Annotated in this window: 18 protein-coding genes, 1 pseudogene and 1 riboswitch; of the genes and pseudogenes, 4 read left to right on the plus strand and 15 right to left on the minus strand. The window is 50.4% G+C overall.

Features of this window, described 5'->3' with window-relative positions:
- Positions 1 to 83 precede the first annotated feature (83 nt).
- From ACFSUF_RS14375 to ACFSUF_RS14385, 3 genes are all read right to left on the minus strand, one after another.
- Positions 84 to 1,751 carry an extracellular solute-binding protein gene (locus ACFSUF_RS14375; protein ID WP_377603642.1) on the minus strand — a complete coding sequence of 556 codons (1,668 nt, stop codon included), beginning with the start codon at positions 1,749 to 1,751 and terminating at the stop codon, positions 84 to 86.
- A 68-nt stretch (positions 1,752 to 1,819) separates the two neighbouring features.
- Positions 1,820 to 2,716 (minus strand): carbohydrate ABC transporter permease, encoded by an 897-nt coding sequence (locus ACFSUF_RS14380; protein ID WP_377603644.1) that lies wholly within the window; start codon positions 2,714 to 2,716, stop codon positions 1,820 to 1,822.
- 33 nt (positions 2,717 to 2,749) lie between these two features.
- The gene (locus ACFSUF_RS14385) at positions 2,750 to 3,709 is read right to left on the minus strand and encodes an ABC transporter permease (protein ID WP_377603645.1); all 960 of its coding nucleotides are present in this window, start codon (positions 3,707 to 3,709) and stop codon (positions 2,750 to 2,752) included.
- Positions 3,710 to 4,016: 307 nt separating this feature from the next.
- On the opposite strand from ACFSUF_RS14385, the gene ACFSUF_RS14390 reads away from it, so the two are divergent.
- The 3 genes from ACFSUF_RS14390 (at position 4,017) to ACFSUF_RS14400 (ending at position 7,715) form a co-directional block, all read left to right on the plus strand.
- Complete coding sequence (locus tag ACFSUF_RS14390) at positions 4,017 to 5,444, plus strand: SpoVR family protein (protein ID WP_377603646.1); 1,428 nt, start codon at positions 4,017 to 4,019, stop codon at positions 5,442 to 5,444.
- Between the two features lie 625 nt (positions 5,445 to 6,069).
- Positions 6,070 to 6,507: a DUF1641 domain-containing protein gene (locus tag ACFSUF_RS14395; protein WP_377603647.1), complete on the plus strand. Its 438-nt coding sequence runs from the start codon at positions 6,070 to 6,072 to the stop codon at positions 6,505 to 6,507.
- 29 nt (positions 6,508 to 6,536) lie between these two features.
- Positions 6,537 to 7,715 (plus strand): NAD(P)/FAD-dependent oxidoreductase, encoded by a 1,179-nt coding sequence (locus ACFSUF_RS14400; protein WP_377603648.1) that lies wholly within the window; start codon positions 6,537 to 6,539, stop codon positions 7,713 to 7,715.
- A 49-nt stretch (positions 7,716 to 7,764) separates the two neighbouring features.
- On the opposite strand, the gene ACFSUF_RS14405 is transcribed toward ACFSUF_RS14400, so the two are convergent.
- The 11 genes and pseudogenes from ACFSUF_RS14405 to ACFSUF_RS14455 form a co-directional block, all read right to left on the minus strand.
- On the minus strand, positions 7,765 to 8,061 hold the full coding sequence (locus tag ACFSUF_RS14405) for a hypothetical protein (RefSeq protein ID WP_377603649.1): 297 nt from the start codon (positions 8,059 to 8,061) through the stop codon (positions 7,765 to 7,767).
- Positions 8,062 to 8,132: 71 nt separating this feature from the next.
- The gene (locus tag ACFSUF_RS14410; RefSeq protein ID WP_377603650.1) at positions 8,133 to 8,447 is read right to left on the minus strand and encodes a DMT family transporter; all 315 of its coding nucleotides are present in this window, start codon (positions 8,445 to 8,447) and stop codon (positions 8,133 to 8,135) included.
- Positions 8,434 to 8,784 (minus strand): DMT family transporter, encoded by a 351-nt coding sequence (locus ACFSUF_RS14415; RefSeq protein ID WP_377603651.1) that lies wholly within the window; start codon positions 8,782 to 8,784, stop codon positions 8,434 to 8,436. Before ACFSUF_RS14415 ends, ACFSUF_RS14410 begins: the two co-directional genes overlap by 14 nt.
- A 94-nt stretch (positions 8,785 to 8,878) precedes the next feature.
- Positions 8,879 to 8,997: riboswitch (guanidine-I (ykkC/yxkD leader) on the minus strand.
- 35 nt (positions 8,998 to 9,032) lie between these two features.
- Complete coding sequence (locus ACFSUF_RS14420; protein WP_377603652.1) at positions 9,033 to 9,956, minus strand: proline dehydrogenase family protein; 924 nt, start codon at positions 9,954 to 9,956, stop codon at positions 9,033 to 9,035.
- A gap of 182 nt (positions 9,957 to 10,138) precedes the next feature.
- Positions 10,139 to 11,017 carry a phosphate ABC transporter permease PstA gene (pstA, locus tag ACFSUF_RS14425; protein ID WP_377603653.1) on the minus strand — a complete coding sequence of 293 codons (879 nt, stop codon included), beginning with the start codon at positions 11,015 to 11,017 and terminating at the stop codon, positions 10,139 to 10,141.
- A complete protein-coding gene (pstC, locus tag ACFSUF_RS14430) occupies positions 11,014 to 11,973 on the minus strand; it encodes a phosphate ABC transporter permease subunit PstC (RefSeq protein WP_377603654.1) in 960 nt (319 codons plus the stop codon). Before pstC ends, pstA begins: the two co-directional genes overlap by 4 nt.
- Before the next feature lie 92 nt (positions 11,974 to 12,065).
- Complete coding sequence (locus ACFSUF_RS14435) at positions 12,066 to 12,920, minus strand: phosphate ABC transporter substrate-binding protein (protein ID WP_377603655.1); 855 nt, start codon at positions 12,918 to 12,920, stop codon at positions 12,066 to 12,068.
- Between the two features lie 57 nt (positions 12,921 to 12,977).
- Entirely contained in the window at positions 12,978 to 14,399 is a 1,422-nt protein-coding gene (locus tag ACFSUF_RS14440; protein ID WP_377603656.1) for a stalk domain-containing protein, read from the minus strand.
- Between the two features lie 727 nt (positions 14,400 to 15,126).
- Positions 15,127 to 15,742 (minus strand): annotated as a pseudogene (locus ACFSUF_RS14445) (transcriptional regulator).
- Positions 15,743 to 16,096: 354 nt separating this feature from the next.
- Positions 16,097 to 17,443, minus strand: a complete 1,347-nt coding sequence (locus ACFSUF_RS14450) for an MATE family efflux transporter (protein WP_377603657.1) — start codon at positions 17,441 to 17,443, stop codon at positions 16,097 to 16,099.
- A 22-nt stretch (positions 17,444 to 17,465) separates the two neighbouring features.
- Positions 17,466 to 18,314: a DUF817 domain-containing protein gene (locus tag ACFSUF_RS14455; protein ID WP_377603658.1), complete on the minus strand. Its 849-nt coding sequence runs from the start codon at positions 18,312 to 18,314 to the stop codon at positions 17,466 to 17,468.
- A gap of 129 nt (positions 18,315 to 18,443) precedes the next feature.
- Between ACFSUF_RS14455 and ACFSUF_RS14460 the strand changes: the two genes are divergently transcribed.
- Positions 18,444 to 19,382, plus strand: coding sequence for a M15 family metallopeptidase (locus ACFSUF_RS14460; protein WP_377603659.1), 939 nt, complete (start codon positions 18,444 to 18,446; stop codon positions 19,380 to 19,382).
- A gap of 189 nt (positions 19,383 to 19,571) precedes the next feature.
- Here ACFSUF_RS14460 and ACFSUF_RS14465 read toward each other — a convergent pair whose 3' ends face one another.
- On the minus strand, positions 19,572 to 21,359 hold the full coding sequence (locus ACFSUF_RS14465; RefSeq protein WP_377603660.1) for an L-fucose isomerase: 1,788 nt from the start codon (positions 21,357 to 21,359) through the stop codon (positions 19,572 to 19,574).
- Between the last annotated feature and the right edge of the window lie 70 nt (positions 21,360 to 21,429).

A 21,429-nucleotide genomic window follows, 5' to 3' on the forward strand; every position in this document is an offset into this window, starting at 1 on the left:
GAATCCTCTCCTTTTATATGAAAAATAATCCTCCGGGAGTATACGTACAGTATACTCCCGAAGGACCCTGTTGAAAATCATGATTACTTCCCGACTGCCAATTTCTTGAGGTTAGCCTGCCACTTTTCTGTCTTATACGCCAGCAGCTTCCCGTAACCGGCCGCTTGCGCATCTTTCTCCGCTTTGTCGAGAATCGACAGCACTTCTTCATCTGTCTTCGCGAACAACACCTTCGCTCTTGTTTCCAGATAGAGATCTTCAATGCGCTGACGGATGATGCCCTCTTCGCTCTCCGGCATCGGATCCAAGTTAACGAATTCCGTCGCATCCGATTGTGTTTTCCAAGTGATTTCATTCTGCCAACGGGTAGCCCAGTTCTGTTTCTCCGGCGGCAGGGTACTCTCGAATTTCGCTTTCGTTCTGTCTACGAAGACGGTATTGCCAACCCAATTCCAGTTAAGGGCCGCAGTCTGCAACTTGGTAAGCCCTGCAGCGTCACTAACATACTTATCTGTAAACTTAGGAGTATAACCGTCAGCTTCCACACCTTCCCAATACAGTCCCGGCGGGCCCCACATGTTCACACTCTGCCCTTCCGGCCCGCTGAGCCAATCTATGAACGCGAAGATCGCTTCCGGATTTTTTGCGGCTTGTGTAATGGTCATAACGTTCCAACCCAGTTGATTGTATGTTCCCGGGAAGATGCGGTTCTTATCTAACCCTTCCTTGTGAATCGGCCAGATCATGAAGTATCCGGCTTTCGGATCTTTAGCATTGAGTTCGGTATGCGCAGGCATCGCAAAATCAGTAGGGCTTGCTGATGCGAATACCGCGACGCGGCCAGTCATCACTTTCTCCCTCACTTGGTCGAGCGTCTGCGTCATCGCATCTTGAGTAATGAGCTTCTCACGGAACAATTTCGCTGTGTACTGCATGGATTCACGGAACACAGGGTCAGTGAAGATCGAGACCAACTGGTCGCCGCTTGGCACCGCGTGAATGGAAGGGAAGCTCTTATTGTTCTCAAGGAAAGCGGAGTACAGCACATTCAGCCCCTGCCCGTCTTTGGCCAGATGCGGCTCGAACGGGGTGACGTCGGGATACTTGCTTGAGACCAATTTCAGATACGTATACAGATCGTCCGTCGTCTCCAGCTTCGGAGAACCTAATTCCTCGTAGATCTTTTTGTTGACGACGTAGCCGGAATTGCCGTTCGGTTGACTCGTATACCAATTAGGAATCTGGTACAGCTTGCCGTCTTCGGAACGAAGCATGTTAATGGCCGCCTCGCCCATCCACTTCTTCAAGTTCGGATATTTATCGATATATTCATCGAGGGGGACCAACATGCCCGCCTGGCGAAGCTTTTCCACATCGGCACCGCGGTCCAGCCAGATCGTATCCGGCAGCTCGTTCGTGGCGATCATCGTATTCAATTTCTGCTTAGCGGCACCGCCTGAATGTACAGCCGTAATGTTCACTTTCTTGTTCTCTATAACCCACTTGGAAGAAGCATCATCCCCCCAATTCGGCATCGTATACCAATCATAGTGTCCGTAAAAGCTGAATTCCAGCGGTTCCTTTCCTAGTTCGTACATCGAAGCAGCAGCTTTGGGCTCGTTTCCTCCCTGATTGGTATTGCCGGATTTCACAGGCGGTTCCGCATTGTTGCCGCCTGTGCAGCCTGCAAGGAACGTTACCGCTGTAACCACTGTTACGATAACCGTTAACATAGATCTTCTTACCGTCATGTCTCTGATCCCCTTTCGATTCATGATCATTTATGTTCAAGCTTGCGCTCAAAACCACACCTTGGTCACTACTCTTTCAACGAGCCTACGAGCACACCCTTCACAAAATACTTCTGAAGGAACGGATATACCGCGATAATCGGCACGGTTGCCACAATCATCGTCGCCATCGAGAGCGACTTGGTGGTCACCGACCTCATCTGAGCCATGCGTCCCTGCGCAGCGGAATCCATCTGAGACACTTGCTCCGACATAATATTGGAACTCAGAATCTGCTTCAGCATCGTCTGAATCGGCAACAACTTTTCATTGGAAATATAGATACTCGGAAGGAACCAATCATTCCAGTGATAAACAGCGGTGAACAGCGCCAGCGTCGCAATGACGGGACCGGATAACGGGATGACGATCCGGAACAAAGTGGCCCAATGGCCGCAGCCGTCAATCTTTGCAGATTCCTCCAAACCTGCGGGCAGTCCCAGGAAGAACGTTCTGAAGATGATCATATTCCATACGGAGATGAGCGAAGGAATGATGAACACCCAGAAGGAATTCATGAGATTCAACTCGCGGATCAGCAGGAAAGAAGGAATGAGACCGCCGCTGAAGTACATCGTTATAATACATACAACCATGTAGAACTGGCGTCCCATCAACTCTCTCTTCGAAAGGCCGTAGGCAAACACCGCCGTGGCCAAGATCGAGGTCAGCGTACCGACGACGGTACGAAGGACGGAGATGAAGAATCCGTTAAGCAGCCTGGCATCATTTAGAACGACGCCGTAATTCTCGAATGTGAAGGCTCTCGGCCAGAATGTAATGCCGCCTCTAGCCGTGTCCATACCTTCATTGAAAGAGATAACCAGCGCGTTCCAGAATGGGTAGAACGTGGAGAACGTCAGGAGCACCAGCAGCACATAGATGGTCGAGTTCATCATACGGTCACCCGTGGATAGTCGCATCATGAACAATCCCCTCCCTTACGAACAGATTAGAATTTACCATAGACTGTTACCAGATTTACGCGCGATATAATTCGCCATTGTGAGCAGCCCTACACTGATGACGGCTTTGAAAAGTCCTACCGCCGTCGCGTAGGAATACCTGTTGTTCTGAATCCCGATTCGATACACATAGGTGTCGAGCACGTCAGCGACATCTCGCAGCACCGGATTGACGCCAAGCAGGAGAATATCATCGAATCCCGCGTTCAGCAGGTTACCGATCGCCAGAACCATGAAGATGATGATAACAGGCATCATGGAAGGCAGCGTAATCAGGAACATCTGCTTGAATCGGCTCGCGCCGTCCATCTCCGCGGCCTCATACATGTGCGGGTCAATACTGGCAATCGCGGCCAAGTACACGATCGAAGCGAAGCCAATCTCCTTCCATACCCCAGTGGTCACTAGAATCGCCCAGAAATACTCCGGCAGAGACAGGAAATTAAGCGGTTCATCTATAACGCTTAACCTCTGGAGAAGGATGTTCACGCTTCCGTTATCCGTTGACAGCATAGACATGACGAATCCCGCTACAATAACCCAGGACAGAAAGTGCGGTAAATAACTGATTGTCTGCACTACCCGCTTGAACGCTATGTTCCTCACTTCGTTCAGCATCAGCGCAAGCACGATCGGAGCTGGGAACCCGATACCAAACTTCAACATCGAGATGACGATCGTATTGCGCATCACTTCGCTGAATTCCGGCGATCGGAAGAACATTTCGAAGTGCTTGAACCCAACCCATGGGCTGTTCATGAAACCTTTAAATATACTGTAATCTTGAAATGCCATCAGGACGCCGTACATCGGAATATAGCTGAACACAAGTACCACGAGAATACCTGGCAGAACCATGAGCTGCAGGTCCGTCTGCTTCAGGAAACGTGTGATCACGCCCTTACGTCTGCCGCGGTGTTGCTGAACTTGCTTCACTGGGGAAAGATGTGCCATAGCCTGCTCCTTTATTCGATGTAATGTTGACTTCATGTTGACGTATGATAATGGTTCTGTTTCCTAATTGTAAGCGATTACTTTTGTTGCCACTATCTGACGAAACAACGATTAATGATACATTTCAATCTAAAATAAAGAAACGCCAAACGGCGTCCTTGAAAACTGCTTTGGAGTACATTGTCTACTCAAGTACGGGGAAAAACATCTTGAAGTTCTAAGCTTCCGCATCATCTCTCCTCATATCCCCCGCCCTCCTCTAATATACATAGATACAGACCCTTTAGAAGAAGATGGAGGTTACGGCATGCAGGAGAGCGAGTTTAAAGACCTGGAGTACGCCATCGCGGAAATTACGGAGATTGCGGAGGGCTTCGGCCTGGATTTTTATCCGATGCGTTACGAAATTTGTCCTGCGGATATCATTTACACATTTGGCGCTTACGGCATGCCGACGCGGTTCAGCCACTGGTCGTTCGGCAAAACGTTCCATAAAATGAAAACCCAATACGACCTCGGCTTAAGCAAAATCTACGAGCTGGTCATCAACTCCAACCCATGCTATGCCTTTTTGCTCGACGGAAACTCCCTCATCCAAAACAAGCTCATCGTAGCCCATGTCCTGGCACACTGCGACTTTTTCAAGAACAACGCCCGCTTCTCCAAAACGAACCGCAACATGGTGGAGAGCATGTCCGCTACCGCCGAGCGTGTGCGCGAGTATGAGATGCTGTACGGTTCCGAGGCGGTGGAAGAATTTATCGATGCGGTGCTGTCCATCCAGGAGCATGTGGATCCGACCATCGTGAAGCCCTATCATATGGAAAAAGAACGCTACGTTGACCTGATGAACCGCAAAGATAAGCCTTCCCCGAAAGCATCGACGCCTTACGACGACATTTGGGGACTGGATACTTCAGGGGAAGATGAAGAGCGCCCGCAGGATCAAAAGCGCTTTCCGCCCCATCCCGAAAAAGATATCCTATGGTTCATTGAGGAGTACTCTACGGTTTTGGAGCCTTGGCAGCGTGATATTTTGACTATGCTCCGGGACGAGATGCTTTATTTCTGGCCGCAGCTCGAGACCAAGATTATGAACGAAGGCTGGGCTTCCTACTGGCATCAGCGGATTTTGCGCGAGCTGGACCTGACTACGGAAGAAACGATAGAATACGCCAAGCTCAACTCCTCTGTCGTGCAGCCGTCCCGGCATACGCTGAACCCTTATTATCTGGGCCTGAAAATATTCGAGGATATCGAACGCCGCTGGGATTCCCCTACCGAGGAGGAACGGGAGCGCTTCAAGCGTCAGCCCGGCAGAGGCCGCGAGAAAATATTTGAGGTCCGCGAGAACGATTCGGACTTGTCCTTCATCCGTAATTACATGACGAAGGATCTGGTGAAAGACCTGGATTTGTACATTTTCGAGAAAAAAGGCCCCGAGTGGAAAATCACCGACAAAACATGGGAGAACATCCGCGATCAGCTCGTCTACTCCCGCGTCAACGGCGGTTTCCCTTACCTCGTCGTGCAGGATGGAGACTTCCTGCGTAACGGCGAGCTGTACATGTACCACCAGTATGAAGGCGTGGAGCTGGACCTCAAGTACATGGAGCGCACCCTTCCGCACGTGTACCAGATCTGGGGCAAATCCGTCCACTTGGAAACAGTGGTAGAAGACAAACGCGCTGTGTTCACCTATGACGGGAAAAAGCTGCACCGCAAGTTTCTGTAACTAACATCGGCACGATAATGTTACACCTTCCACCCCTCACTTCCGCCAAAATGGTAACTATGTTCCTTATTCCGCTAACCAATTACCTTATTTAAGGTGTTTTTCAGCAGCCAACCATTTGAACGACACTGTTTTTCCATTTCGCGTCGTCACACGTGCGGATTAAGGAAAATTAGTGTCGTTTCTTTACGTCCTCCCCTAAATTCACCGGAAATAAGGAAATCCGGCAGCACTTTAACGAAATTCATTACCATAATAAGGGGACCTCCACTCATACCAGAGGACTACGCTTCAACTACGAGGATTCCCGTCCCGCGAACTCCCTCTCCACGTATAAATTCCCGAACTTTTGGAAAGCTATCCATAACAAACCTGATTGCTTCCGACTGATAAGAAAATTTTTTCATAGCGAAAAAATGTTTCGATGACAAGTTTTCCAATTCACATGCAAATCCGCGTGATAAGGTATACAATAAACACTATAACGAGATATGGGTTGCGGCACTTGAGCTTCGGAACTGTTCCATGCAAGTTTGTGAAACATTTCACTTTTGGTGATATACCCTGGACTCCTCTGCACGTTAACTCACTTTGTTACCACATTTATTAAGGAGGAATATCGGTTATGTCAGAAATTACTGCACAGAAAGAACTGGACGTTACTGCAGCAGCAGCCGCTTCGAAACAAGACGTGCTGGACCAGCTGCTGAAGCCGGAAGTTCAAGAATCCCTTACGGCGTTGGTGGAGCAGCTGCCTAAGCTGACCGAAATGATGACGCTGCTTACGAAAACTTACGACTTCGCTACGAAAGTGGCTAACGACCGCGTACTGATTCAAGACACTGTCGGCGGCATCATGGAAGTTGTGAAACCAATGGAGGAGAAAGTGAAACACCTTGCCTCCGCTGCGATCGAAGCAAACGACCGCGCCGAGCAAAGCGACCAGACGATCGGATTGTTCGGCATGCTGAAACTGCTTAAGGATCCTGAGCTTCAGAAGATGCTTCGTTTCAGCCAGGCCTTCCTGGATATCGTGCACGAAAGAAAACAACAACAATCATAAGGTCGAACCGACCGGAACGGAGGACGAACATGAGCAAGCATATTCTAATTCTAGGCGGCGGCTACGGCGGATTGTTGACAGCTCTTGCCGCACGCGCACATTTAACGCCAGAGGAAGCTGACATTACGGTTGTGAACCGTGTGCCTTCCCACGAAATCATTACTGAACTTCACCGTCTGGCAGCAGGCAATGTGGATGAAAAGGCGGTTGCCCTTCCGCTGAACAAACTGCTCAAAGGCAAAGACGTAAACGTAAAAGTCGGCAACGTGGAATCCATCGATGTCGAGAACAAGAAAGTCGTCGTAAGCGGCGGCACTTGGTACCAATATGACGTACTGGTTCTGGCTCTGGGCAGCGAAACGAACTACTTCGGCATTCCAGGCCTGCAGGAGAATAGCCTGACGTTGAAATCCGTTGCGGACGCTCACCGCGTTTACACTCATGTGGAAGACCGCGTAAGAGCATACAGCGTGTCCAAAGACAAAGCGGACGCTACCATCGTCATCGGCGGCGGCGGACTTACCGGCGTTGAGCTGGTTGGTGAGCTGGCTGACGAATTGCCTGGCATCTGCAAAAAGTACGGCGTAAGCTACAACGATATTTCCTTGAACCTGGTTGAAGCAGGTCCGAAAATTCTTCCTGTCTTCTCCGACGATCTGATTGCCCGTGCCCAATCCTCTTTGGAAGGCCGCGGCGTGAAGTTCCTGATTGGCCTTGCGATTACCGAAGTGAGCGGCAACGTCGTTACTTTGAAAGACGGACAAAAGATCGAAGCGAACACTGTAGTATGGACCGGCGGCGTACAAGGCAGCTCCCTCGTTGGCAACTGCGGAGTGGAAGTTAACCGTGGACGCGCAACGGTCAACGAATTCCTGCAATCCACTTCTCATCCTGATGTGTTCCTTGCCGGCGACTGTGCGGTTGTATTTGCACCGGACGGCCGTCCATACCCGCCAACAGCGCAAATCGCTTGGCAAATGGGCGAAACTGCAGGCGAGAACATTGCAGCTTACTTCAAAGGAGCTCCAATGGGAGCTTTCACACCGGTATTCTCCGGTACGCTGGCATCCCTCGGCCGCAAAGACGGCATCGGCGCCATCGGTGAGACCAACATCGAGCTGAAAGGCCTGCCTGCTTCCCTGATGAAGAAAGCAAGTAACGCGCGTTACCTGACACACATTGAAGGACTGTTCTCCCTGGCTTACTAAACAGCAAAGAAAGTGCCGGGTCTCTCTCGAGACCCGGCACTTTTTTCATTTATACCAGCAAACTGATAACCAGCAGCTCATACAGCACCAGCGGAAGAATTACGTTGTTGTAATAAAACCCGCGTTCATTACCCTGCGGCACTTCCAAAAACAAATGATGCGCATCCACATTTACCACGGTACCCCGCAGTGTCTCGCCGTGAATGGTCTGAACCTGTACCTGGCGGTTGACGCACTGCATGCAAATGTGGAACGCGTCTTCCCGCATTTTTTTCAGCGTATCGGCCAATCCCGGATTCGCCTGCATCACCGGCTGAACTTGCGGCGCTGCTATTCCTTCTGACATGATGTTGCACCTCCTGTAGATGAAACCTTTCTGTTATGGTCTCATTCTATGCAGATGCCTAGAGAGTGGTGCTAGGATACCAGCTTCAAACCGATGGCGGCCCCCAATACCATCACCAGAAAAAAGACCCGCTTACCGCTTTTCGATTCCCCGTAACGCAGCATCCCGATCAGCGTGCCTCCCGCGGCTCCGATTCCGGTCCAGACTGCGTAAGCCGTGCCCATCGGAATGCTGTTCATCGCCACCCACAGGAGCACAAAGCTGCAGGCGAAACAGGCGGCAAGCAAAACATAATTGAACCATCCCGGAGACCGCTGGGCCCTGTTCATCAAAGCTACTCCTCCCATCTCGAAACAGCCCGCCACGATCAAGCTAATCCATGACATCCGTCTCACCCGCTTTCTTTTCCTCATGCCCCGTCATTTTCAATCCAATTACGCCTATTAAAAGTACCGCAATCAAAGCGAGTTTCCCCGCCTGCAGCGGTTCACCAAAAAACAACGATTCCGACAAAACCGTACCGGCCGTTCCCAAGCCTACAAAAACGGCATAAACCGTTCCCACCGGCAAATCCCGCGAAGCGGCGATCAACGCGTAGAAGCTGACTGAAATGGCCCCCGCCGTAAGAACCCATTCCCACCACAGCTCCGAATGCTTTAATCCTATGACCCAGCCGACTTCAAAAAAGGCGGCCAGCAACACCAATGTCCACTGCCTGTTCATATGAATTCCTCCTGTGTTCCCTTCTAAGCTAGGATGAAGCGCACGGGCTTTGTTTATGCGGACAATAGCAAAAGCCCGGGACATATCATCAGATATCTCCCGGGCTTTTATCCCTCCGTGCTTGCGCGGCTATCGCCGCGCGTTTCCCCTCGGACCAGGCCGGAATGTCAGCAGTGCTGCAGCTGATTCCGCGGAACCCTAGAAAACGTTGCTTTCATAATACCTCACATCACCTGTGAAGTCCACCCCTATTTGCGGAACAGCCCTTTCAATACAAACAATGCATTCGCCGGACGTTCGGCCAGGCGCCGGGTAAAGTACGGGTACCATTGCTCCCCGAACGGGGTATAGACCCGCACCCGGAATCCCTGATCCGCGAGACGCTGCTGCAGCTGTCCGGAAATGCCGTAGAGCATTTGAAATTCAAACCGGTCCCGGCGAATGTTGTGCTCTGAAGCGTAGTTGATCAGTTCCGTTATGATCTTCTCGTCATGGGAGGCAATCGCCGCGTAACAGCCGTTGTCCATCATGATTTGGACCAGTCTTACGTAGTTGCCGTCAACATCGGATTTGCTCGGAAAAGCAACAGAGGCAGGCTCCTGATAAGCCCCTTTTACGATTCTCAGATTAGGTCCTGATGGCAGCAGGCCTCGCAAGTCCTCCTCCGTCCGGTACAGGTAAGATTGGAGAACTAGTCCTACGGTTTCTCCTCCGAATTCTTCCCGTAACGTATTGTAGATATCAATGGTTACTTGGGTATATGGCGAATCCTCCATATCGATGCGGACAAAGTTGCCCTGTTCTTTTGCCTTTGCAGCAATTTTTCTCATGTGATTTAGACAGACGTCATGGCTTATGTTTAATCCAAGCTGCGTCAATTTCACAGAAACATTGGAATTCAGCTTGTTTCTCTCTATAGCGTCATACGTCTGCAGCACCATCCCTGCCGCTTCGGCCGCTAACCTTTCGTCCTTTACACTTTCGCCCAGATAATCCAATGTGACCATCAAACCCCGTGCATTCAGCTCTTTTACCTTTTCCACTGTATCCTTTAAATGCTCCGCCGCAACGAACCGGTGCGCAATGAGCTTCATGCCGTATTTTTGAAAGAAAGACCTGACGGGACGCCGGTCGGCTGTAAACAGGATACTTTTGCGAAACAAAGTTGTCATAACAATTACCCTCCTGACTGTGATACACATGTATTCTTTGAGCAGTGGTCAATTTCCTGCAAGCCCTTACATTTTGGGTATCATTCCCTCATATTACATTGTATGCAGACCTTGTTTTGTTTGTTTTTACACACAAAAAAGCCCGGTGCATCAACATGCATCAGGCTTTATTACGTATTCTTCTATACTTTCAGCTTGCGGTTATTGAACCAGATTGGAATACGGAAAACGAGATTGATCATCAGGACGACGAAGACCAGCACGGCCGCGGCTTTATCCGCGATCTCACGGGCATCCGGTACAATCGATTCGGCTTGCACATACCACAGGTGGACTGCAAGGGTTTCCCCCGGGGACATCAGATTAAAATCCCACATTTCGCCTGAAGTGCTTAACCCGCCCGTCAGGATAATGACGGCAGATTCGCCGAATGCGCGTCCGGCCACCAGGCAGATGCCTGTAATAATTCCGTTCAAAGCTACCGGCAGCACTACGGTGCGGATACATTGGAACTTTGTAGAGCCCATTGCATAGGAAGCTACACGGAGATCCTGCGAAACCGACCGGATCGACTCCTCCGTTACTCTCGTCAGCACCGGCAGGTTAAGGAAAGCGAGGGTAATGCCGGCCCCTAATATCGTGTAACCGATCTGAAAATATTCAATGAACAAAGCAATCCCCAGCAATCCGAAAACAATAGACGGAACGGAGGCAAGCCCTTCCACACAAATGCGCAGGAACGCGGTAAATTTGTTGTCCGGCGCATACTCCGCCAGATAAATGCCGGCCCCAATCCCGACAGGGATGGAAGCGACCAGCGAAATCAGCAGCACGTAGAAGGAGTTCAAAAGCATCGGTCCGATTCCGCCGCCGGCTTCGATCTCATCCGGAATATTGGTGAGGAAGGATGGCGTTATCGTCGGGAGCCCTTTTTTCAGGATCGTAAATAACAGCCACATAATCAGGAACACCACGGCAAAGCCGAGCACCCACAAAAAACTTGTAGCCAAGCGGTCCATGTATCGGGCAGCAGTGTTTTTCTTCGTAAGCACCATACTCATGAGCCCATTTCTCCTCTCGGACGGATCAGCCGGATCGCAATAATGAGAATCAGCGAAATCACCAGCAGCAGGAATGCCATCATATAAAGAGCGTAATTCCAGGTGGAATCAAACGTTACATTCAAAATTTGCATGACGATATTGCTCGTCAAAACAGACGTCGGTCCAAACAGGCTTTCCGGCAGAACCGGCGTGTTTCCGATCACCATCACGACCGCCATCGTTTCCCCTATGGCACGGGCCATCCCCAAGATTACGGCAGACATAATTCCTCTCCGCGCCGCAGGCAGCACCACTTTCCAGATGACCTGAAGCCGGGTGGAACCCAGCGCATAGGCCGCTTCGCGGTATTTGCGGGGTACCGCCACGATCGAATCGTCGCTGATCCGGGCGATGGTGGGCAGAATCATTAGCGTCAGCACCAAAGCTGCGGCTAGAAGCCCTTCCCCGATGGGCTGGCCTGTGACATCTTGGAGAAAAGGTACCAGCACGGTCAGCCCCAAATATCCGTACACGACGGAAGGAATCCCGACAAGCAGGTCCAAAATAGGGCGAACGATCCGTTTCAGCCAGTCCGGTGCAACTTCCGCCAGAAACACGGCGATGCCTACGGACAACGGCATGGCAATGAGCAGCGTCAATCCTGTCAGGGCAAGCGTCCCAAAAATAAACAGCGCGGCACCGAACTTCTCTTCCTCCGGCACCCAATCCGTGGACAGGAAGTAGGTGGAAACCGGAACCGATTGAAAGGTCAGAATTCCCGTCCTGCCGATAAAGAGAATAATAGTGAACAAGACGATGCATAGGATGGCGATACTTGCAAAACAAATCAGTTTAAACGTGTTATTCGTTACTCTTGTGCGGAAATGCCGGTCCAAGGTCCGGCGTGCGGACTTATAGGGACTGGTCAGTGCGCTCTTGACTGCGGTTGCAGTGCTGCTTCCGGCGCTGTTCATGCCTGGTTCCTCCTCTGATATAGAACAAGGTAACCAGCCTCCAATGAAAGAGGCTGGTTACCTTTCACCCATTTGCGTTGCCTGTCGGTTCCTTAGTTCTTGATGCTGGCAAGCGGGATGAACTTCATTTTTTTCAGTGTGCCTTGTTGGAACTCTTTGCTGGTGATGTAGTTGATGAATTCTTTTGTAGCGCCTGTTGGCTGGCCTTTTGTCATGTAATAACCCGTTGCGTAAATTTTGTATTTCCCGTCGATAATGTTAGCGGCTGTTGCTTCTACGCCGTTGAATTTGATCGCCTTGATGTCGCCTTTGATGTACGGTAGGTCAACATAACCGATGGCATTCGGCTTTTGGCCGACTTTGGTAGCCATGTCGCCGCTGTTGGAAGCTACAAGCGTTGCGGATTTGTCGTCGATTCTTGTACCGCCGAGAGCTTTCATTTCATAGTTAACGCGCGTTCCGGAACCGAAAGAACGAGTCACCACTACGATATCTGCGTCCGCCCCGCCGACTTCTTTCCAATTCTTGATTTTGCCTGTAAAGATGCCTTTTAGCTGATCGGAAGTCAGGTTGTCTACGCCGACATTTTTGTTAACGATCGTTGCAAAAGGAATCACCGCCACCGGTGTAGCCACTTGGCCTTCGAAGGCAGGGAAACCTGGAACGGACATGCTTGCATCCCAGTCGCAGGCGCCGATGTCTGCAATGCCCTTTTTAACCGCTTGAGGACCTGTTACGGAACCGGAACCGGAAGCTGCGATGCGTACGCGTGGGTTTTTCTTTTTGAACTCTTTGGAAGCTTGCAGTGTCAGTGGAAGCAGGGCGGACGAGCCGTTAATTGTAATTTTGCCGCTAAGGGTCGATTTGGCACCTGCGATGGAAGCACCTGCGCTCATTACCAGGGCGGAAGCTAATGCGATAACAGTCAATTTTTTAAAAAGTTTCATGGAAGTAAAACTCCTCTCAAATTTTAGTTGATGTGTGAATTGGGCTTACGGTCTGAATTACTCTTTAGTCAGCTTTACAGCTTTACCTTCTCTGATCAGGACGATTTGATCGCCTGCATTCGCCAGAATTTCGCCTTGCGCATTCACGGAAATTTCGTAAATGTCGGCATCGGAAGTGTACAGCAGCGCGGCGGTGCCGGTGGCGGCCTCGACTTTATAGATTTTGTTGTCAACCGTAACGGCAACCAGGTTGCCGTCTTGGGTTACCGTGCTGACCAAAACGTCTAAGTCTTTGCTGAAATCAGCAACAGTTTTGTCGCGGCTGACTACCTTATATGTAGCTTTGTCGTTCGTACCTTCCACATCAACGCTTACGTAAATCACTTTGCCGTCTTTCATCAGGTCGATGTACAGCTTGTTATCAGGCGTAGTTGTCAGCTTTTCTGGAGTAATTAGGCCCTTGCCGTCTTTCTTGGCAGCGTCTGCAACGTAGATTTGCGTACCGGCTGTAGAGCTGTCTACTTCTACTGCATTTTCGTTCAATGCATCTTTCGAGTCGGATTTCACTGTGTTTTGCGTGTTGACCAGGTAAGCCAACAGCGTTCCGTCCGCATTAGCGCGAAGGTCCGATTTGTAATCGACTTTATCTTCCACAACCTTCGTCAGCTTGCCGTCAGCAAGATTAACGGAGTAAATCGTGTTGTATTTGGTATCGGCTCCGCCAATGTAGAACACTTTCTTGCCGTCTTGGGACCATATCAGGTCGCTCTTGGACTCGGTGTCCTCGGAAATCTTCTTTACTTCTCCGCTATGCAGGTTCACTGTGAATAAGTTTCCGTTGGAAGCGGCATAGATGCCCCATTTGCCGTCAGGAGAAACAGACACGCTGTCAGCTTCTGCATCCAGCATCAGGGAAACGGAGTATTTGTCCGTCAGGTTGATCAGGTAGTCGGAAACGGAGCCGTCTTCGTTCTCATGAGCTACAACAGCTGTGTTCGCGCCGGCCCATCTTGGGAGGGAATGTACGCCGGACAGCAGTTTCATCGTGGAGATCTGGCCGTTCTCGGTAACTTCCAGCCCCAGTGCCGCTGCGATGGGCTGCCATTGCGCGAACAGCATTCCTTTTACAATGACGGGAGCTGCTGCGAACTCCACTTCGCCGTCAGCCGTTGTCAGTGTTTTTGAATGGATGGAGAAGGACACTTGCTCCCCGTCTTTCATCAATGTCAGCACGCCTTTGCTGTAGGACACGCTGGCACCAATCGCCTGTGCAAAATCCTTGACGGAAACCAGAGTCGTTTGGCCTGCCGCTACGCTTCTGAGCGTAAAGTCCATGCCATCCACGACAGCCGCTGCGTTTGTAATTGCTGCTGCCGGCTGTGTGACCGATTTCGCAGGGACCGCTGCGCTTGCAGATACTGTGATCGCCGAAGTTGCCATTACGGAAGCTGCCATCATACCCATTACCTTGCGTTTCATGATCAAGATCACCCTATTCTCTTTATTGTGGACGACTGCCGATCATCGCCGCCGGATGAAACCCCTCTTACAAGCGACTCTAGCATTATCTCTACCATTGATTTTCACACAGGTTTGTAAACTATCTTGCTTCCGCCTGTAAAATTACCATTAATTTCATATATAAAAATTGTTAATAAGTTTGGAAAACTTAGAAAACGATCTCGATAGCTCATTGATCCCCATGCCTGCGTTCACTTTTCGGCATAGATAAAGTGACCTTTTACCTACCACTGTGCTTACCGTAACCTGCAAGGTCCCACGACTTGGGACTTCTTGCCTTACCGCACTTTGTAAAATGCACCGTTTACAAATTATGAGAAAACTCATTTGATCCGCCCGGGATGGTTCACCGTTTCCACTACTGTCCCGGCGCTCCCTGCGAGATCCACTGCTGTCCCCACGCCCTGCAGTATCCACTGGTCCCCCTCGCCCACAGGATCCACTGCTCCCCCTCGGCCGACTGAACCAACTCCGGCTAACGAATCGTACACACCTTATTTGCGTTAAAATGAGGGGTTTTCGATTCTAACGAACTGTACGAGCGCTATTTAGCCAAAAATACGATCATGTAGAGGGTTTTGCGGTAAATAACGTTTGTAGGATTCGATAGAACTCTCAACGAGCCAAATATGCTCAAATAACGATATCAGGATTCGTTAGCCATAGCTCCGGCCGCTAACATCTGCTAGGTTCGAAAGGTGTAAGTTCGATAACGCTTGTTGCCGCTCGCAACGAATAATAGCCGGAGCTCGACTAAGTTGCGAAGGATACGACGGGCATGTTGATCCGAGATACGCAAGTGGGAAGCTAACTCCAGGGGGCCAAAAGGGAGAAACACCCGCCTTGCATACCGCAGCGCCTCGGCCTCCAGCCAACTCAGCTGCTCCGGCACGTCCATGGCACTGAATTTGCCAATAAAGGAGAGGACCAGCTTCTGGCAAAGTTTCGGCTCCTCAATAATGGAAAGATAGGCGACCGGAAAAACCACCCAATCATCGATCCCCAACAGCAATGCCTCCGCATAAATCTTTGAATCTCCTCACATCCAAATCTCTAGCATGGGGACCGTAGCCTTGAATTTCGATTGCCCCTTTAACATCACCGCCTGGCATATATGCCAAATCCAAGTATCGATAGCCATTATTTAAATCCTGTACTTCCCATTCCGGGTGCAAGTCTTGAAAGTTTTTCACCACCGGAAACCAGACTTTCCGCAAAAATTCAACTGTGCCATAACCCAACCCTTTTTCAAGCAGCTCCCGCCGCCTGTGGTTCTCCTCATGCGATACCATCTTTCCCATCCATTCCGCATAAGCTTGATCAAATATACCATTCCACTCACTCCCAGTTTTTTTAGTAATAAAAAAGCCGCTCCGACACCAAACCCGCAGATGGGTTACATGTGTCAAAACGGCGTGTGCTTCACGACTTCATATATGAGATTGTGTTCGTCTGCGCTCTACTTCTGTCATTATATACTTGAATTTATCATTATACCATGATGGTCTCTGATTATGATCGGGAGTGTCATTGGTATAAAAACAATAAGTGGTATAAAAGTATAAGAGGCACATAGAATAGAGTAAATAGTCTACAAAACGAGGTTCATAGCGGCATTCATAGATAACACAACAAAAACAAAAAACGCCGCACCCCTAAGGATGTGACGCCTCTTTCACTTGAACTTCGGACCAATTGGTACGATAGAACCGATAGGTTACGGCCAAGCCGTAAACGGTAATGAATGTGTATAACGATATCCATGCTCCCAAGCTGCCCATATCGAACAGGAAGATCAGCACGTAAGCGAGCGGGACGAACAGGAATGCGCTTAGGACGAAAGACGATTTCAACAGGAATGTGGTGTCCCCGATCCCGCGCAGGCCGCCTGCATAGAAGTTCAACAAGCCGTCGAACAGCTGAAGGAATGCCGATACCGAGATCAGATAGGCCGCAAGCTCATAAACCTCGGGCTCAGTAGGCGCATACAGCTTGGCAATCGGCTCGGCAAAAAAGAACTCGATGACACCCAGCACAAGCAGAAACAAAGTTCCCATAATCGCCGTATCAGTACCGGCTCGTCTCGCCGCGTTCGGATTGCGGTCACCGACTTCTTGGCCCACGATAATCGTGGCCGTCGCGCCGAACGCGAATGCAGGCATAAAGCCGAACGACATTACGTTCAAGGCGATTTCATTCGCCGCGACAGCCTTTGTGCCGATCTGCATGACGAAAATCGTAAAGATGTACATTGAAATACTCATCGAGAATTCCTGCACGCCTAACTTCCCGCTTTCCTGCAGAATGAGGCGGGCTTCCGAACGGTCGAAACGGGGACGAGTCCTGGTACCATAACGTTTGTGCAGAAGGATGAAATAAACAAACAAACAGCCGAGCAGATTAAATGCTTCCCCTGCAACAATGGCCCATCCTGCACCGACCAGTCCCCAGTCCGGAAGGCCGAATTTGCCGAAGGCCAGACCGTAAGTTAGAAACACCATGATCGCATTCGCTGATATGGAGAGCACCATCGAAGTTCTTGTTGCCCCGATGCCCCGCAAAAAACCGTGAAACGTAAACACGATAATCCCCAACGCCATGGCAAAGAAACGAACCTGCAAATAAGCGCTGCCGGTATTAATAAACTCGGCATTGCCGCCGGTCATCCGGAGAATCAGGTCGGACGCCGACAAACCGACACCAAAAATAATAAGACCGAAGACCACTGCAAATAATAGCGACATATACGTTCGCTCTATGCCTTTCTTCATATCCTGGGCACCGTAATTCTGGGCTACGAGATAATTTACCGTATGGCCTAGTCCCGAAAAGATAGCAAAGGCGTTATACATAATAATATTGCTGACTCCAACAATGGCGATCACAAGAGCGCCCAGTTGGCCTAAAATAATTAAATTGATCGTTCCCGTAACGGTTGCGGTAGCAAACGATGCGATTGAAGGGAGCGCCAATAGTAAAATACGTTTCCAGTTAGAAGTCATGAAATAGGCTCTCCATCACAAATTATGTCGTTTCTCCATTTTCCTGTATGGAAGAAGTGCTGTCAACGGGTAAGGATGATTTCCCGGGGAATGCCCGTCCGTGCAGGTTTGTATGATTTTTAACGTGCTTCAGCTGGGCTACAATTATAAAACTCACAATCACAAGCAAAAACCATGAGCTGATTTTACTTATATGGACAATCGTCCACTTGTGCGCCTGATCGGGATACTGCCACGCTCCAAGAAACGTACTGATGTTTTCTGCAAGCCAAATGAAGAAACCGATCAGCAAAAAAGAGAGTATGAGCGGCATGGAATAAGTTTTCTTGTTAACGGAATAGATCACTTTAGTTTTCCAGAACACGGGAAACAGTAAAGCTGTCAGCCACCACCGAAGGTCGGGCACATAATGATGCGTCATAAAATTCAGGTAGATCATCGCGCCCAACGGAATGGAAGCCATCGCTGCAGGCCATCCGGTAATGTGAACATCCATCCGGCGCCATGCCTGGCATAAATAACTGGCAACGCTGGCATACATAAAACCGCTGTACAGCGGGACACCGGCCACCTTGGTATAGGCCTCCTGAGGATAAGCCCATGATCCCATGCGGACTTTATACAATTCCAAAATCAGGCCGATGACGTGAAACACACAAATGACCCGAAATTCATCCCATGTTTCCAGCTTCAGCTTCAGCATCAACACTTGAGCGGCAACACATACGATAAGGATAAAATCATAATCCGGCAGGCCCGGAATAGCAGTGATTTTAGCCATGAGCAGCGCACCGAAAATAATAACGGGAAAGACGCAGGAAAGCGCCTGCTGCAGTCCGAAATGCCATAGTTGAACGATCCGATTCAGCATACATTGTCCTCCAAAAATTGTGCTTCGCTGGTGCAACCTATCAGATCTTCCAGCCGTTCTATCTTATGATACCTTTAAAACGTGTTATAATGATAGAACAAACTATGAAATACGGAGGCTTTATAAACTATGTATAGTAATAAAATGGCAGCAGCAGTCCTTACCCTCACTCTGGCGGCCGGTGTACTTGCGGGCTGCGGCAAAGATACAGCAGCACCTGCAGCGGGCACCCCGGCTGGTAACAGCACTTCCGGTACAGTAGAAACGCCCGCCCCGGACACATCCGGGAATTCGCCAAGCAGCAATGATACTGGAAATGGAAGTACGAACGAGAAACCCGCAGGCGATCAGCCAAACTCCGGAACTGCGAACGGGCAAGCCGATGTCATTCCAGTCAGCAGCAGCTCCGCAAGCGGCCTGAAGGGACTCAGGGAAACGATTAAAGTTAACGGCGACGGGCTGCCTGTAGTGACCAATGCTTCCAGCATTACCGTTGTAGTCAACAAGAAGCGCAATCTGCCAGCCACTTACAAGCCTGCGGACCTGGTTACACCCAAAGTCCCTTTTTCGTTCAGCGGGGACAGCCCGAAGAAACTCATGCGCAAAGAAGCGGCCAAAGCGCTCGAGCAGTTGTTTGCGGCAGCGGACAAGGCTAACATTGAATTGAAAGCAGTCTCGGGTTACCGTTCCTACGCGACCCAGAAATCGATCTTTGACCGGAACGCGCAACAGAAGGGTGCTGAGGAAGCAAATCGGACAAGCGCACATCCGGGTCAAAGTGAGCATCAGACCGGACTGGCTATGGACATTTCCAGTGCAAGCGTGAATTATGCGCTCGAACCGACCTTAGGTAACACGAAGGAAGGCAAATGGCTCATAAAGAACGCCCCGAAATACGGCTTTATTATTCGTTATATGAAAGGGAAGGAAAGCATTACCGGTTATTCTTATGAGCCATGGCATGTACGTTATGTCGGCAAACCATTGGCACAAGATATCGCAGACTCCGGTCTAACGTTTGAGGAGTATGTTAACGAAGCCGTTCCGGTCAGCGGTTCCGCCAAATAAGCAATTTGACCCGTTTTCTGAAAATAACCCTCCATCTTTAATGGCATTAAGTAATAGGAGGAACTGACATAAAGAAGCTCCCCGGAACATCCGGAGGAGCTTCTTCCTATGCGCCTATTATGCAGCTCTGCCAAGGTAAGAGCCGTGTAGGATAGGGGTAAGAAAATGGTTGAATTCCTATCTGAATTCCTATCTGTACAGCGGGCCGAATGCGGCGCAGGCCCGGAAGTCTGCGGCCTCTGCGTTCTCCGTTCCCAGCAGTCCCCATACACGTGGACGAAATATACTTTCCTTCTCTACGTTATGCATGCTTACCGGAATTCTAAGCATGGCTGCGAGCGTAATCAACTCTGCACCGATATGGCCGTAGCTGATGGCTCCGTGGTTCGCTCCCCAATGGTCCATGACGGAATACACGCTGGTGAAGGCTCCTTCCCCGGTCAGCTTCGGCACAAACCAGGTAGTCGGCCACGTAGGATCAGTACGGTTATCCAAAGTATCATGTACATGTTCCGGCAGATCGACCGAATAGCCTTCTGCAATTTGCAATATAGGCCCGACGCCTTTCACCAGATTCAACCGGGACATCGTCATCGGCATCCCGCCCCGGGTCAGGAAGTCGGAAGAGTAACCGCCGCCGCGGAAATACTCCAAGGAAGCAGGGCGCCACAACGTGGCGTCGAGGCACCGCTTGGCCTCTTCCTCTGTAATTTCCCAGAAAGGCTTAATAGCCGGTTCCCCGTTGCGCTCCTGCTGTCCCGTGCCGTCCAATGCCGCCGGTCCGGAATTGATCAGATGCAGCAGTCCGTTCGCCGCCTTCCCTTCCAATTCATAGCCTGTCACGCGCTTGACGGCGTCCGGACTCCAATACGTACGAACGTCCGCAAAGATTTGAGCGGTGCCGGTCATCAGGTAGCCGAACAGCATGTTTACGCCGTTCAGGCTGTCGTTCTCTGTTGCCACAATGTAGGGGGAACGGATGCCGTTCCAGTCGAACGAGCTGTTTAAGAGCGCTTCCATAAAATCGCCGTTCGGAAAATGATCTGTCCATTGGCGCTGCCCCTGGAAACCGGAAACAATGGCATTGTGCCCCATAGCCTCTTCCTCGTAGCCTAACTCCGCCAGACGCGGATTGCCTGCCATCAGATCCCGGGCGATCAGCGTCATTTTCACTACGGTCTCCCAGTCGCGGTCTTTCTGCTCCCGTGAACTCCGGATCGCCTCCGGATTATTGTCGGCACCTTCCTTGCAGTGTTCTTTCACCCATGCCAAAGCTCTGTCGAACTCCTCCGGGTCGTAGATGCCTTCATCCATTCTCCGCACAAACTCGCTCATATCGACATATTCGTTTCGCATGCCCAGGTAATCCTGAAATAAGGTCTCGTCTACAATGGAGCCTGCGATCCCCATCGACACCGAACCCATCGATAAATAGGACTGCCCTCGCATCAGGGCTACCGCCATCCCCGCTTTGGCAAAACGCAGCAATTTCTCCTTCACATCGTCCGGAATGGTTCCATCGCCTTCATCCTGGACGTCGTTACCGTAAATGCCGAAGGCCGGAAGCCCCTTCTGCGCATGCGCGGACAGAACGGCAGCGAGATAAACCGCACCCGGGCGCCCCGTTCCGTTAAACCCCCATACTGCCTTCGGCAGGGATGGGTCCGTGTCCATCGTTTCCGTACCGTAACACCAGCACGGCGTAACAGTTATCGATAAACCTACATTTGCGTTTCGAAACTTTTCAGCCGCTTCGGCAGCTTCTTTCACTCCGCCGATACATGTATCGGCAATGACGCATTCCACAGGTTCTCCATTCGGATAGCGAAGCTCAGATGAGAGCAGCGAGGCGACCGACTTAGCCAAGCTCATCGTCTGTTCTTCCAGCGATTCACGTACCCCCTTGCGCCTGCCGTCAATAGTAGGGCGTATGCCGATTTTCGGAAAATTGCGTTCCCAGCGGGTATCTGTAAACAATCAAATCATCCTCTCGTTTATGGTTAATAAAAGAAAAGTTACCGGTAACCTAAAACTATCAAGGAAACCG

Source organism: Paenibacillus gansuensis (genome assembly GCF_042684925.1).
Taxonomy (GTDB): domain Bacteria; phylum Bacillota; class Bacilli; order Paenibacillales; family DY6; genus Paenibacillus_N; species Paenibacillus_N gansuensis.

Coding starts and splice junctions, on each gene's coding strand:
- ACFSUF_RS14450 (WP_377603657.1), bottom strand. CDS start 17,443: ATGACTTCTAACTGGAAACGTATTTTACTATTGGCGCTCCCTTCAATC.
- ACFSUF_RS14435 (WP_377603655.1), bottom strand. CDS start 12,920: ATGAAACTTTTTAAAAAATTGACTGTTATCGCATTAGCTTCCGCCCTG.
- ACFSUF_RS14415 (WP_377603651.1), bottom strand. CDS start 8,784: ATGAACAGGCAGTGGACATTGGTGTTGCTGGCCGCCTTTTTTGAAGTC.
- ACFSUF_RS14410 (WP_377603650.1), bottom strand. CDS start 8,447: ATGTCATGGATTAGCTTGATCGTGGCGGGCTGTTTCGAGATGGGAGGA.
- ACFSUF_RS14380 (WP_377603644.1), bottom strand. CDS start 2,716: ATGATGCGACTATCCACGGGTGACCGTATGATGAACTCGACCATCTAT.
- ACFSUF_RS14460 (WP_377603659.1), top strand. CDS start 18,444: ATGTATAGTAATAAAATGGCAGCAGCAGTCCTTACCCTCACTCTGGCG.
- ACFSUF_RS14455 (WP_377603658.1), bottom strand. CDS start 18,314: ATGCTGAATCGGATCGTTCAACTATGGCATTTCGGACTGCAGCAGGCG.
- ACFSUF_RS14420 (WP_377603652.1), bottom strand. CDS start 9,956: ATGACAACTTTGTTTCGCAAAAGTATCCTGTTTACAGCCGACCGGCGT.
- ACFSUF_RS14440 (WP_377603656.1), bottom strand. CDS start 14,399: ATGAAACGCAAGGTAATGGGTATGATGGCAGCTTCCGTAATGGCAACT.
- ACFSUF_RS14395 (WP_377603647.1), top strand. CDS start 6,070: ATGTCAGAAATTACTGCACAGAAAGAACTGGACGTTACTGCAGCAGCA.
- ACFSUF_RS14390 (WP_377603646.1), top strand. CDS start 4,017: ATGCAGGAGAGCGAGTTTAAAGACCTGGAGTACGCCATCGCGGAAATT.
- ACFSUF_RS14400 (WP_377603648.1), top strand. CDS start 6,537: ATGAGCAAGCATATTCTAATTCTAGGCGGCGGCTACGGCGGATTGTTG.
- ACFSUF_RS14405 (WP_377603649.1), bottom strand. CDS start 8,061: ATGTCAGAAGGAATAGCAGCGCCGCAAGTTCAGCCGGTGATGCAGGCG.
- ACFSUF_RS14375 (WP_377603642.1), bottom strand. CDS start 1,751: ATGACGGTAAGAAGATCTATGTTAACGGTTATCGTAACAGTGGTTACA.
- ACFSUF_RS14385 (WP_377603645.1), bottom strand. CDS start 3,709: ATGGCACATCTTTCCCCAGTGAAGCAAGTTCAGCAACACCGCGGCAGA.
- pstC (WP_377603654.1), bottom strand. CDS start 11,973: ATGAACAGCGCCGGAAGCAGCACTGCAACCGCAGTCAAGAGCGCACTG.
- pstA (WP_377603653.1), bottom strand. CDS start 11,017: ATGAGTATGGTGCTTACGAAGAAAAACACTGCTGCCCGATACATGGAC.